Annotated in this window: 12 protein-coding genes, 2 tRNA genes and 1 pseudogene; 5 read left to right on the top strand and 10 right to left on the bottom strand. The window is 68.9% G+C overall.

Annotated features, from left to right (window positions below; all coding sequences use genetic code 11):
• Positions 1–572: 572 nt before the first annotated feature.
• On the top strand, positions 573–797 hold the full coding sequence (locus ABZT18_RS21080; protein ID WP_354996099.1) for a hypothetical protein: 225 nt from the start codon (positions 573–575) through the stop codon (positions 795–797).
• 3 nt (positions 798–800) lie between these two features.
• Here ABZT18_RS21080 and ABZT18_RS21075 read toward each other — a convergent pair whose 3' ends face one another.
• Together ABZT18_RS21075 and ABZT18_RS21070 are read right to left on the bottom strand one after the other, a co-directional pair.
• Positions 801–1,598, bottom strand: coding sequence for a carbon-nitrogen hydrolase family protein (locus tag ABZT18_RS21075; protein ID WP_354996100.1), 798 nt, complete (start codon positions 1,596–1,598; stop codon positions 801–803).
• 39 nt (positions 1,599–1,637) lie between these two features.
• Positions 1,638–2,471, bottom strand: coding sequence for a DMT family transporter (locus ABZT18_RS21070; RefSeq protein WP_354996101.1), 834 nt, complete (start codon positions 2,469–2,471; stop codon positions 1,638–1,640).
• 41 nt (positions 2,472–2,512) lie between these two features.
• Between ABZT18_RS21070 and ABZT18_RS21065 the strand changes: the two genes are divergently transcribed.
• The gene (locus tag ABZT18_RS21065; protein WP_354996102.1) at positions 2,513–3,139 is read left to right on the top strand and encodes an XRE family transcriptional regulator; all 627 of its coding nucleotides are present in this window, start codon (positions 2,513–2,515) and stop codon (positions 3,137–3,139) included.
• Positions 3,140–3,163: 24 nt separating this feature from the next.
• On the opposite strand, the gene clpX is transcribed toward ABZT18_RS21065, so the two are convergent.
• From clpX to ABZT18_RS21040, 5 genes are all read right to left on the bottom strand, one after another.
• A complete protein-coding gene (gene clpX, locus ABZT18_RS21060; protein ID WP_088949750.1) occupies positions 3,164–4,459 on the bottom strand; it encodes an ATP-dependent Clp protease ATP-binding subunit ClpX in 1,296 nt (431 codons plus the stop codon).
• A 209-nt stretch (positions 4,460–4,668) separates the two neighbouring features.
• Positions 4,669–5,331: an ATP-dependent Clp protease proteolytic subunit gene (locus ABZT18_RS21055; protein WP_354996103.1), complete on the bottom strand. Its 663-nt coding sequence runs from the start codon at positions 5,329–5,331 to the stop codon at positions 4,669–4,671.
• A gap of 10 nt (positions 5,332–5,341) precedes the next feature.
• Positions 5,342–5,983 carry an ATP-dependent Clp protease proteolytic subunit gene (locus tag ABZT18_RS21050; protein WP_354996104.1) on the bottom strand — a complete coding sequence of 214 codons (642 nt, stop codon included), beginning with the start codon at positions 5,981–5,983 and terminating at the stop codon, positions 5,342–5,344.
• A gap of 247 nt (positions 5,984–6,230) precedes the next feature.
• Positions 6,231–7,571, bottom strand: a complete 1,341-nt coding sequence (gene tig, locus ABZT18_RS21045; RefSeq protein ID WP_354996105.1) for a trigger factor — start codon at positions 7,569–7,571, stop codon at positions 6,231–6,233.
• Between the two features lie 138 nt (positions 7,572–7,709).
• Positions 7,710–7,783: transfer RNA gene (locus ABZT18_RS21040), tRNA-Pro, on the bottom strand.
• Between the two features lie 326 nt (positions 7,784–8,109).
• On the opposite strand from ABZT18_RS21040, the gene ABZT18_RS21035 reads away from it, so the two are divergent.
• The 3 genes from ABZT18_RS21035 (at position 8,110) to ABZT18_RS21025 (ending at position 9,291) form a co-directional block, all read left to right on the top strand.
• Positions 8,110–8,183: transfer RNA gene (locus ABZT18_RS21035), tRNA-Gly, on the top strand.
• Between the two features lie 128 nt (positions 8,184–8,311).
• Positions 8,312–8,827 carry a putative immunity protein gene (locus tag ABZT18_RS21030; RefSeq protein ID WP_354996106.1) on the top strand — a complete coding sequence of 172 codons (516 nt, stop codon included), beginning with the start codon at positions 8,312–8,314 and terminating at the stop codon, positions 8,825–8,827.
• A gap of 53 nt (positions 8,828–8,880) precedes the next feature.
• The gene (locus ABZT18_RS21025) at positions 8,881–9,291 is read left to right on the top strand and encodes a hypothetical protein (RefSeq protein ID WP_355252224.1); all 411 of its coding nucleotides are present in this window, start codon (positions 8,881–8,883) and stop codon (positions 9,289–9,291) included.
• Here the strand turns inward: ABZT18_RS21025 and ABZT18_RS21020 are convergent.
• The 3 genes and pseudogenes from ABZT18_RS21020 to ABZT18_RS21010 form a co-directional block, all read right to left on the bottom strand.
• Positions 9,275–10,073, bottom strand: a pseudogene (locus ABZT18_RS21020) (WYL domain-containing protein). The gene ABZT18_RS21025 and the pseudogene ABZT18_RS21020 overlap by 17 nt on opposite strands.
• A gap of 181 nt (positions 10,074–10,254) precedes the next feature.
• Entirely contained in the window at positions 10,255–11,097 is an 843-nt protein-coding gene (locus ABZT18_RS21015) for a hypothetical protein (RefSeq protein ID WP_354996108.1), read from the bottom strand.
• Positions 11,094–11,603, bottom strand: coding sequence for a SigE family RNA polymerase sigma factor (locus tag ABZT18_RS21010; protein ID WP_354996109.1), 510 nt, complete (start codon positions 11,601–11,603; stop codon positions 11,094–11,096). Before ABZT18_RS21010 ends, ABZT18_RS21015 begins: the two co-directional genes overlap by 4 nt.
• Between the last annotated feature and the right edge of the window lie 62 nt (positions 11,604–11,665).

Here is an 11,665-nt window from a genome sequence, read left to right as displayed (position 1 = left end):
ATAAAGCCCGACCAGTCCGGGGTATAAATCATAATTGGCACTGGCTTTTAAAGCACCCTGTTGAGTTCTCAAAGAACAACCACACACCGACCAGAAGCCCCACCTCAGTGGAACCCCAACTCGGGGCAACCGCTCAAACCTACTCGGTCAAGTTTTCATTGTCAACCTCATGTTCGAGGCGATCAATGTGGCTCGTCCGGATCCACGATGACGCACGCCGTAAACGGCGGTCGTTACTGTCGTGGGAAGCCGCAGACCGGCCGATCGCCGCTTCGCGGCTCTCCGCCCGGCTCCTGCCGGCTCCAAAACCTTACCCGGTCGGCTTCGCGTTCGCAACCCCGTGTCCGGAGTGTTCCGCACCGCCCGATCCTCAGTCTCGCTCGGCGTTTCCGCCACGAGCCTGGCGCCCGTTCTCGGCCGGTTTGTCCGGCCTCCCCCGTGCAGAGAGAAAGTTACGCGGACGGCCTGGAGAAGGCAAATCAGGGTTCATCACTGGTTTGGCCGACCGGCACGCGACGGGTCACCGGTGCAGCCGGCGACGCGGCCCGGCTCGACGTGCCAGAGTGTCAGACATGGATGAGTCCGGGCACGGCGCCAGAGTGTTCGCCGAGGAGGCGCTGCTTGGCCTTCTCCTGCCGTTCTGGCAGGTGGTGATCGGTGCGGTCGTGCTGGTCGTCCTGGTGCTCTCGGTAGGACGGCTGGCTCGACGGGGCAGGTCCCGGATGACCACCGCGCTGCTGGTCACCGCCGCGGCCATCGCCGGGTTCGCGGTGATCGGCGTCCTGCTGGAGGGCTGAGGCTCAGAGCCGGCGATTGGCCAGGCTGGGCAGCTCGGCCCGGATCGCGGCGAGCCGGTCGAGATCCAGGTCGACGACGGAAACCCCTGGGCCGTCCGGCAGCTGGGAGAGGACGGTCCCCCACGGGTCCACCACCATGCTGCGCCCGAAGCAGGTGCGACCTGGCTCGTGGTCGCCGGTCTGGCCAGCCGCCGCAACGAAGCACTGGTTTTCGATCGCCCGGGCCCGCAACAGGACCTCCCAGTGGTCCCGTCCGGTATGCATCATGAAAGCTGCGGGAACCACCAGCAACTGTGCGCCACCGTCGGTGGCGAGCAACCGGTACAGCTCCGGGAAGCGCAGGTCATAGCAGACCGACAGGCCGACGCGCAGACCCTCGACATCCACCACCACCGGTTGAAGCCCGGGGGCGACAGTCGCCGACTCCCGGTAGGAGACCCGACCCGGGATCTCCACGTCGTACAGATGGATCTTGCGGTAGCTCGCGGCCAGGTTGCCGGAGCGGTCGAAGACCAGTGACGTGTTCCAGGTGTGCTCCGGGTCCGGTCCGGCCTCGTGGAACGAGCCGGCCACCAACCAGATCCCGAGCCGCCCGGCGATCCCGGCGAAGAAGGTGCCGACCTCACCGTCCACCGGCTCCGGCTCCGGCAACCCGGCGGCGGGACCGAGGTAGTCGACGTACTCCGGCAGGACGGCGAGGTCCGCGCCGCCGGCGGCCGCGCGTTCCAGCAGGACCTCCGCGGCGGCCAGATTGGCCTTGCGGTCGTCCCGCGCGTTCAGCTGGCAGACGGCGACACGCATGAGCACAGGGTACGGCCGGAAGGGCCGGCACGGACAGCGTCAGAGGCTGGCCAGTACCAGAGCTCCGGCGGCGAAGCCGAGGCCCGCGATCTGAACCGGGCGCAGCCGCTCCCGGTCGACGGCCAACGCCAGCAGCACGGTGCTGGCCGGGTAGAGCGCGGTGACCGCCGCGACGATGCTCAGGTGACCCCGAGCGGCGGCGGCCACGAAGAGCGCGTTGGCGGCGCTGTCGAGCAGACCGGCGACCGCCGCCCAGCCCAGCACGGGTCGTCCGATCCGCAACCGCACGCCGGTGCCGGCGGCCAGCGCGAGACCGAACGCGATCGAGCTGGCTCGCACCGCTGCCACCGGCCACATTCCGGCGCTCTCGTCGGCCTGGCCGAGGAGCGTGAAGAAGACACCGAAGAGTGCCCCGGCGGCGAGGGCGAGCCCGACCAGCCGCACCGGGACGGTCCGACGGCTGCCGCCCTGCCCCAGACTGACCAGGGCGATCGCCAGCACCGCGAGGCCTGCGCCGGTGAGCGCCGGGGCGCCCGGGGAGGCCGCCATGAACAGGCCGGCGATGATCGGCACCACCGCGGCGGTGATCGCGGTGACCGGTGCCACCACGGCCATCATCCCGCCGGCGAGGGCCCGGTAGAGCAGCATGACCCCGCCCGCGCCGGCCACACCGGCCAGCAGGCCCCAGCCGATGTCCCCGACGGTCGGGGTGCCAGGCACCACCAGAACCAGCACGACCAGCAGCGGGACGCTCAGCAGTTGGGAGATGACGGTCACGGCGATCGGGTTGGCGCGTCGGGACGCCTTCCCGCCGGCGAAGTCGGCGGTGCCGAACGCGACTGCGGACACCGCTGCCAGGACAATGGGGAGCATGCGACTGTCGTACCATAATAGTGACCGTGAAGGATAGTTTGATGACCAAGACCGGTGGGGACCGGGTGGGCGCGGTAACCGCCGCGGTGGCCCGGCAGGTGCGCGAGCTACGGGCCGCCCGAGGTTGGTCCTTCGAGGAGTTGGCCGGCCGGTCCGGGGTGAGCAAGGGGATGCTCGTGCAGATCGAGGGCGCGCGCACCAACCCGAGCGTCGGCACGCTGTGCCGGGTCGCCGACGCCTTCGGCGTCAACATCGCCCGCCTGGTGGAGCCGGCCGAGGACCAGGCCGTGAAGATCACCTCAGCCGCCGAGGCGCCCGTGCTCTGGCAGGGCGAGCACGGCGGCACGGCCCACCTGCTGAGCGGGCTGGGCGAGCCGGACCTCGTCGAGCTATGGGACTGGCGCCTGGCGCCCGGGGAGGCACACCGCTCCCCCGACCACCCGCGCGGTACCAAGGAGGTGCTGCACGTCCTCTCCGGCACGGTGGTCGTCCGGGTCGACGGGCAGGATCACCGCGTGCGGACCGGCGAGACCATCGAGTTCCACGCCGACCGGGAGCACGGCTACCGCAACGACACCGACGAATCGACCCGGCTGATGATGGTGACGATCACGCCGTCGGGCGAATGGGACCGCCGAACGCGATCACGCCGGCCGCGTCAGGACTGAGCGACCGGCGTGATGCGGGGAGGATCAGGCCGACTTTTCCTCGCGGTCCCGACGGGCCCGACGGCCCGTGAACTCGCGCGGAACGATCGTCGGGTTGACGTTTTCCAGGACCACCTCGCGGGTGATCAGCACCCGGGCGGCGTCGGGGTTGCTCGGCACCTCGAACATCGCGGAGAGCAGGACCTCCTCGATGATGGCCCGCAAACCACGGGCACCGGTGCCCCGCAGCATGGCCTGGTCGGCGATGGCCTCCAGTGCCGGCTCGTCGAACTCCAGCTCGACCCCGTCCAGCTCGAAGAGGCGCTGGTACTGCCGAACCAGGGCGTTGCGCGGCTCGGTGAGGATCCGCACGAGGGCGCTGCGGTCCAGGCTGCGCACGTTGGTGATCACCGGCAGCCGGCCGACGAACTCGGGGATCAACCCGAACTTGAGCATGTCTTCCGGCATGACCTGGCTGAAGATGTCATCGGTCGACCGATCGGACACCGACCGGAGTCGGGCACCGAAGCCTGTGCCGCCCTGCCCGGTGCGGGACTCGATGATCTGATCCAGCCCAGCGAACGCGCCACCGCAGATGAACAGCACGTTGGTGGTATCGATCTGGATGAACTCCTGATGCGGGTGCTTGCGGCCGCCCTGCGGTGGCACGTTGGCCACCGTGCCCTCGAGCATCTTGAGCAGGGCCTGCTGCACGCCCTCGCCGGAGACGTCCCGCGTGATCGACGGATTCTCCGACTTGCGGGCGATCTTGTCGACCTCGTCGATGTAGATGATGCCGGTCTCGGCGCGCTTGATGTCGTAGTCGGCGGCCTGGATCAGCTTGAGGAGGATGTTCTCCACGTCCTCGCCGACGTAGCCCGCCTCGGTCAGCGCCGTGGCGTCGGCGATGGCGAACGGAACGTTCAACATCCGGGCGAGGGTCTGCGCCAGGTGGGTCTTGCCGCAGCCTGTCGGGCCGAGCAGCAGGATGTTGGACTTGGCCAGCTCGACGGCATCATTGCCGGAGCCCGGCGCATTGGCCGCCTCTGCCTGGATCCGCTTGTAGTGGTTGTAGACCGCGACGGCGAGTGCCTTCTTGGCCTGATCCTGTCCGACGACGTAGTTGTCGAGGAACTGGCAGATCTCCATCGGCTTGGGAAGCTCTTCCCACTTCACCTCGCCGGACTCGGCCAACTCCTCTTCGATGATCTCGTTGCAGAGATCGATGCACTCGTCGCAGATGTAGACCCCAGGGCCCGCGATGAGCTTCTTCACCTGCTTCTGCGACTTACCGCAGAAGGAGCATTTCAGTAGGTCGCCGCCGTCACCGATCCGTGCCACCTACGTTCTCCCTGCACTCATCGGCCGGAGACCCGGCCCTGACCTGCGGACGCTGCGCGCCGTCCGGCTAGTTCACCCCGCCGGCCGAACCGGCGAAGCGGTACGGACCCGACGTTACCCGCTGCCGGGGCATTCTCCGACCCCCAAAACGGGTGTGTCAGAGGTCGGCCGGGAACGGATGCCCCGGCCAACCTCTGACCCGGTACTGCTCAGCTGGCGGCCTGGGCGGCCAGCAGACCCTTCTTGCGGCTGGTCAGAATCGTGTCGACCAGCCCGTACTCCTTGGACTCCTCGGCCGTCATGATCTTGTCACGGTCGATGTCCTTGCGAACCTGCTCCATCGGGCGGTTGCAGTGGCGGGACAGCATGTCCTCCAGCTGCGTCCGCATCCGCAGGATCTCCCGGGCCTGGATCTCGATGTCCGAGCCCTGCCCGTAGCCGCCCTCGGTGGCCGGCTGGTGGATGATGATCCGCGAGTTCGGAAGAGCCATCCGCTTGCCCGGAGTGCCCGCGGCCAGCAGCACCGCCGCCGCGCTGGCGGCCTGCCCGAGGCAGACCGTCTGGATGTCCGGACGGACATACTGCATGGTGTCGTAGATCGCCGTCATCGCGGTGAACGAACCACCCGGCGAGTTGATGTACATGATGATGTCGCGGTCCGGGTCGGTGCCCTCAAGCGTCAGCAGCTGGGCCATCACGTCGTTGGCCGACGCGTCGTCCACCTGGACGCCGAGGAAGATGATCCGGTCCTCGAAGAGCTTGTTGTACGGGTTGGATTCCTTGACCCCGTACGACGTGCGCTCGACGAACGACGGCAGCACGTAGCGGTTGTGCACGGCCGCGAACTGGGGCGGCAAGCTCAGATCGGTCATCGTCAGCTCCTCAGCTCAGGGTCCCGGCGCCATCCGGAACCTGAGCGGCCCCGATGATCACCTTGTCGATGAAGCCGTAGTCCATGGCCTCCTGGGCGGTGAACCAACGGTCCCGGTCCGAGTCCGCCTCGATCTGCGACTGGCTCTGGCCGGTGTGGTGCGCGACCCGCTCCTGGAACATCCGCTTCGTGTAGAGCATCTGCTCCGCCTGGATGGCGATGTCGGACGCCGTGCCGCCCAGGCCACCGGACGGCTGGTGCATCATGATCCGGGCGTGGGGCAGGGCGTACCGCTTGCCCTTGGTGCCCGCGCAGAGCAGCAGCTGGCCCATCGAGGCCGCCATGCCCATCGCCACGGTCGACACGTCGTTGTCGATGAACTGCATGGTGTCGTAGATCGCCATGCCGGAGTAGACCGAGCCACCCGGCGAGTTGATCCACAGATTGATGTCGCGGTCCGGGTCCTCCGCGGCGAGCAGCAGCAGCTGCGCGCAGATGCGGTTGGCGACCTGGTCGGTCACCTCGCTGCCCAGGAAGATGATGCGTTCCTTGAGCAACCGGTTGTAGACCGAGTCGTCGAGGTTGCCAATGGTGTCGCCACCTCGGGCATCAATCGCCCGGAGCGGTTCCGCTGGGATGTGCATGTCGGTCATGGCAGCCCTTCGCTCTCCGTACCGTCTTTCCCGACACTAACCGCTGTGCGGGGCGGCAGAGTCCCGGTCGGGGCACTGTTCGCTCTCAGCGCAGCTGTGTCGGGCGCACCCGCGGCGCGGGCTTCCGGGCGTACCCCGGCAACGCTGGCTCCCGGGCGGACCCGGCAACGCTGGCTTCCGGCGTACCCCGGAAATGGATTCGGCCGCCGTCCACCGCACAGCGGCGGACGGCGGCCGCACCCGACGATCAGTGGTTGTGCTCGGCCTCGTTGGCGGCGCGCAGCGCGTCGAGGGTGACCTCGTTGCCGGCCGAGTCCTTGATCTTGATCCGCTCCATGACGGCCGCGAGCGCCTTGCCCCGCCGCACATCACCGAAGACCGCGGCGGCCGCGCCGGAGCGCACCAGCTGGTCGTAGTACTGCTGAGGGGCCATGCCGGCGCGCTGGGCCCGGTGCACGATCTCGTGCCCGAACTCGTCGTCGGAGACCTGCACGTCCTCCGCGTCGGCCAGAGTGTCCAGCAGGAGCTGGACCTTGACGCCCTCGGTCGCCGCCTCGGTCAGCTCAGCGTCGATCTGCTCCTCGGTCTTCTCCTCGGCCGCGAGGTATTCCTCCATGGAGGCGCCGATCCGCTCCAGCTGGTCGACCATCGCCTGCTTGCGGCTCTCGACCTCCTCGCGGACGACACCCTCCGGTGCCGGCACGTCGGCGGTCTCGACCAACTGCGCCAGCGCCTTGTCCCGAGCGGCGTAGATCTGCTCGACCTGCTTGCCCTGGGTGACCCGCGCCCGCAGATCGCCGCGCAGCTCCTCGATCGTGTCGAACTCGCTCGCCATCTGGGCGAACTCGTCGTCCAGCTCGGGCAGCTCCTTCTCCTTGACCGTGCGCACGGTCACCGCCACCTCGGCGTCCCGGCCGGCGAAGTCGCCGCCGACCAGCTGGGTGGTGAAGGTGGTGTCCTCGCCGGCGGCGAGACCGACCACGGCCTCGTCGAGGCCCGGCAGGAGCTGCTTGCTGCCCACCTCGTGGGAGATGTTGCTCGCCTGGCCGCCCGGCACGTCCTCGCCGTCGACGGTGGCGTTCAGGTCGATCTGGACGTAGTCGCCCTCGGCGGCGGCCCGCTCGACGGTCTTGAGGGTCGCGAAACGCTCGCGCAGGTTCTTCACCTGCTCGTCGATCTCGCTCTCGTCGATCTGCAGCTCGTCGACGGTCACCTCGATGGTGGTCGCGTCGGGGATGGTGATCTCCGGACGGACGTCGACCTCGGCGGTGAAGTTCAGCGAGTCACCGTCGTTGAACTCGGTGATCTCGACCTCCGGGCGCCCCAGCGTCTTGAGGTCGTGCTCGCGCACCGCGGCGAGGATGTTCTCCGGGATGGCCTCCTGGACCGCCTCGTTGAGGACGGTGCCCCGGCCCACCCGCTGGTCGATCACCGCGGTCGGAACCTTGCCCTTGCGGAAGCCCGGAACCTGGACCTGCGAACCGATCTCCCGGTACGCCTTCTTGAGGCTCGGCTCGAGCTCGACGAACGGCACCTCGATGGCGAGCCGCACGCGCGTCGGGCTCAGAGTCTCGACGGTGCTCTTCACAGGCGTACTCCTTGACGGATCTCAGTTGAGTCTGGGCGTGATTCAGCCCATCGAGTGTAGGTGAGCCGGCCTGACGCACCGGCATCGCCCGGGGACCGCACTGGGCGGCACCCGGGGCGGCCCGGCCGCGGACGACAGTCGGGGTGGCGGGATTTGAACCCACGGCCCCTCGCTCCCAAAGCGAGTGCGCTACCAAGCTGCGCCACACCCCGTGGCGACGTGCAGTCTATGCGGTCGCCGCGCCTCAGGCGGTGCCGGGGCATCCCCCACCCGGACACATCCTCCGAAAGGCGCTATTCTGCCCGCTTCCGTGGACGCCTCGGGCACCCCTGGCCTCCGGGAGCCGAGATCCGCCCAACCTCAGGGATCTGGTGGCCTCACGGCGTGCGCAGACCACTACATCCCTGAGATTGTGTGGATCTTCGGGGCGTTGCGACCCGGTGCCGGGACGACGCGGCGCCGCAGGGCGGTGGCGCGCCTACGCGCCGGGCACGGGCATTGGGTACGCTGTCGACGCGACCCGCTGCGGCGGGTGCACGCGGGCGTAGCTCAATGGTAGAGCTCCAGTCTTCCAAACTGATTACGCGGGTTCGATTCCCGTCGCCCGCTCCACCAGCCTCCGGCCCAGGTCAGAGGCGGTCTACTTCGATCTTGCGGGCGACCGGCGGAACACTCCCTCGTGCTCCACGACACCACGGTTGAAGACGCGGCCCGTCCCCTGAGAAGGAGCGCGCCCAACCATGATCCTGTCGAAGGTGCGGGACCCTCGCTTCATCACGCGCCGTCGCGGTGGCACCCTCACTGATTCGGATCATCATCTCCTCGCTCTGTGGGCGGCGGCGTGCGCGGAGCACGTCCTTCATCTGTTCGAGTCGGTCCAGCCTGAGGACCCACGACCACGTGAGGCGATCGAGCACGCCCGCGCCTGGGTGCGGGGTGAGGTCACGATGATGCAGGCGCGCGCGGCGGGCGGTCATGCGATGGGCGCGGCCAGAGACCTACGTGGGGCGGCACGGCATGCCGCGTACGCTGCTGGCCAGGCGGGGGCCGTCGCACACGTCGCCGCGCACGAACTCGGTGCGGCCGCCTATGCGATCAAGGCCGTACGTGCTGCCGCGCCGGAGGGCGAGCGCGATGCCGCGGGAAGACTCGAGTGCCGCTGGCAGCGTGACCAACTCCCGGAGGCGATTCGCGAGCTCGTGCTCGATGACCAGCGGTTGCGGAACGACATCTGCTGGTCGGTGTTCGACTGCTGAGCGGGAGTGCACCTCGATGTCCGCCGATACGGGTCCTGCGAAGACCACGACGCATGCCCGAGACTGTGGCGATGTCGCAAGATGTCGAGGATGCGCCGCGCACGCAGGTAGCAATCACCGCTCTGCTCATCGTCGCTGGCGTGCTCATCCTCTTCGTCCCCGCCGGTGACGAGGGCAGAGTTCTCGTTCCCCTCAGCGAAGGTCACGGACTGTCCGCGGTGGACGCGGTCGGCGCAACACTGTTGGCGTTGGGCGGCACCTGGCTGGAAGTGCTCGTGGTCCGGCGCCTGCCGCACCTCGCCCTGCCCCCACGGCTCCTGTTCGCACTCGGCCTGCTGGCCGGCCTCGGCGTGGGGCTCCTGATCGCCTCGGTCTTTTCGGGATTCTTCTGGTGGTGGGCTGTCGGTGCCACCGCACTTGGCGTTGCCGTCCTCGTCCTCGTGCCCCTCACAGCGCGCCGTTGAGGTCGTTGACCGACCGTCCGCTCCTTGGCGCCTCGTCTCCACGTCGGGCGGTTGCCGACGAGGTTCCCGAAGCCACGGCGCGGATGACGCGGTCGCCGAGCCTGCGGAGATGGTCGACGGTGTCCTCCGGGCTGCGCCACCGGCACGACGTGTCGTCGAGTGGCTCCAACTCTCCCGCATGGTCACCCAACCGGGCGGCGGCCTGCTCGGCTGGCAACGTCAGTGTCGCCACCGCCCGGAAGACCGGTACCAGGCCGTGGAGCTGGGTGATCACGAACGCGGACGCATCCTCGGCCGGCAGTTCGCGGGGCGGTACGCGTACCCCCGTTGTTTCGGCATGTTCGATGCGGTCGGCACGGAACGTGCGCCAGTTCTCGCGTTCGTTGTCGTAGGCGACGACATACCAACGGCGGTCCACCAGGACCAGCCGGTGCGGTTCGACGAGCCGCCGGCTGACGGCGCCGTCGCCGGCGCAGCGATGCCTCGGCGATGCCGGCAACTGGTTGCCGGGCCGCGGTGCGCAGGCCGACCGCGATTGCCACCGCCTCATCGTCATCGAGCAGTAGCGGTGGCATCGCCTTACCCGCGACCAGCCGATAGCCGCCCTGCGCGCCAAGGCTGGCGTGGACCGGGTAGCCGAGTTCACGCAGCCGGTCAACGTCGCGGCGCACTGTCCGCGGGCTCACCCCGAGTCGCCCGGCGAGCTCGCTGCCGGGCCACTCGCGGGGCGTCGGCAGCAGTGAGAGCAGGCGTAACAGGCGGGCCGGTGTGTCGCGGCGCATCTCCCCATGATGGCCCACGATCTAGGCCAGTCAACGACCTATATGAGGTCTAGCGTCGCTCATCCACGTGCAGAAACTCCTGCACCAGGATGAGGAGACGAATCGAGCCGACTGTCGGATCGCCCCGACGCGCGAGCCCGTCGAGCCGCCGTGTGGACAACGGCTCAACGAGGCTCGCGTGTCACTTCAGGTGGAACCGTTCGTCGACGGCGAGGGCCGCCAACTGCTGCACCGAGAACGGCAGCTTCGTCAACGCCGACCGACTGTCGTCGACCTTGGCGCCCTGCGCCACGAAGACCACCACGCCATCCGGGTGCCGGTAGGCCGACCACTGGTCGAGCCGATCGTCGTTGCCCGGTTGGGCCACCACCCCGACCTGCACCGCTCCGACGGTTTCGACCTGGCATTCGCCCTGCATGCCCCAGAACCCTCGGGCCAGCGCGCACGGCTCGGTTGGCAGCTGATTGCCGGCGTCGTGCACCTCGACGATCACTCGCCCGGTGCCCTTTCCCTGGGCCACCGCGACCGAGGACGTGTAACTCCACAGGTCGACGCCGTTCACCTTGTCCTCGAACTGCGCCTGGTGGGTCCGCAGCGTCCGCTCGTCGGCGGGCTGGCCAGCCGGGTCCTCCGGCGCGCTGTAGCCGGCGGGCACGACCGAGACGACCTCGTTGAGCAGGCGGACTCCCTGGTCATGCTTGGAACCGGCCCGCGCCGTCCGGTCCTCCTGCGGCTGACCGTCGGGCCCGGTCGGCCACGCCTCCTTGGTGTCCCCCGACGCGTCAGGGGCAGCCTGTGGCCACTGGCCCGCCGGCTGGTAGACACGGCCGTCCGGGGTGACGACGGCCGCGAAGCCGGTGACCGCCAACACGACGGCCGCCGATCCGAGGGACGCCCACACCACACGGCGGCGGAAGCGCGCCCGCCGCGCCACGCCGAGCATGGCCCCCGTACTCAATGGTGGTGGCGGGGTGGTGCTCGCCATGTCGCTGCGCAGCCCCTCGCGCAACTCTTCCTCGTTCATCGCTCCCCCATCTCGATCCCGGTGTAGGTGGGCGCCAGGAGGCCGCGCAGCGTGTCGAGCCCGCGTGCGGCCTGGCTCTTCACCGTCCCTGGAGAACACTCCAGAAGCGTCGCGACGTCCTCGATCGACAGGTCCTCCCAGTACCGGAGAACCAGGACCGCCCGCTGGCGTGGTGCAACGGAGGCCAGTGCCTGGAGCAGCACCAACCGACTCTCCGGCGAATCGGGCGGGGCCACCTGGTCGGTGTTCTCGCCCCCCACCCGCTCACGCCGCCACCAGCCGCGACGCCGCTCATCGAGGAATGTCCGGATCAGGATCTGGCGCACATAGCTGTCGAGCACCTCGTGCCGCGAGATCCGGTTCCAGACCCGGTAGAGCTTGACGAAAGCGGTCTGGACCAGGTCCTCGGCCCGGTGCCAGTCGCCGCACAGCAGGTACGCGGTGCCGCGCATCGCACCGGACCTCGTCGCGAAGTACTCGGCGAACGCCTCGTCGCGATCGCTCATTCAGGCCTCCGATCCCCGTTTCGAGATAGTCACGCGGGGTCAGGCGCGGAGGGTTGCTCCGG

Origin of the sequence: Micromonospora sp. NPDC005291, from assembly GCF_040607415.1 — a bacterium.
Taxonomy (GTDB): Bacteria; Actinomycetota; Actinomycetes; order Mycobacteriales; family Micromonosporaceae; genus Micromonospora.
Note: the sequence above shows the minus strand (reverse complement) of the source record. Positions and strands in the feature narration are given on the sequence as shown.

Coding starts and splice junctions, on each gene's coding strand:
- ABZT18_RS21030 (WP_354996106.1), top strand. CDS start 8,312: ATGATCCTGTCGAAGGTGCGGGACCCTCGCTTCATCACGCGCCGTCGC.
- ABZT18_RS21070 (WP_354996101.1), bottom strand. CDS start 2,471: ATGCTCCCCATTGTCCTGGCAGCGGTGTCCGCAGTCGCGTTCGGCACC.
- ABZT18_RS21065 (WP_354996102.1), top strand. CDS start 2,513: ATGACCAAGACCGGTGGGGACCGGGTGGGCGCGGTAACCGCCGCGGTG.
- ABZT18_RS21025 (WP_355252224.1), top strand. CDS start 8,881: ATGCCCGAGACTGTGGCGATGTCGCAAGATGTCGAGGATGCGCCGCGC.
- ABZT18_RS21080 (WP_354996099.1), top strand. CDS start 573: ATGGATGAGTCCGGGCACGGCGCCAGAGTGTTCGCCGAGGAGGCGCTG.
- ABZT18_RS21010 (WP_354996109.1), bottom strand. CDS start 11,603: ATGAGCGATCGCGACGAGGCGTTCGCCGAGTACTTCGCGACGAGGTCC.
- ABZT18_RS21075 (WP_354996100.1), bottom strand. CDS start 1,598: ATGCGTGTCGCCGTCTGCCAGCTGAACGCGCGGGACGACCGCAAGGCC.
- ABZT18_RS21050 (WP_354996104.1), bottom strand. CDS start 5,983: ATGACCGACATGCACATCCCAGCGGAACCGCTCCGGGCGATTGATGCC.
- ABZT18_RS21055 (WP_354996103.1), bottom strand. CDS start 5,331: ATGACCGATCTGAGCTTGCCGCCCCAGTTCGCGGCCGTGCACAACCGC.
- ABZT18_RS21015 (WP_354996108.1), bottom strand. CDS start 11,097: ATGAACGAGGAAGAGTTGCGCGAGGGGCTGCGCAGCGACATGGCGAGC.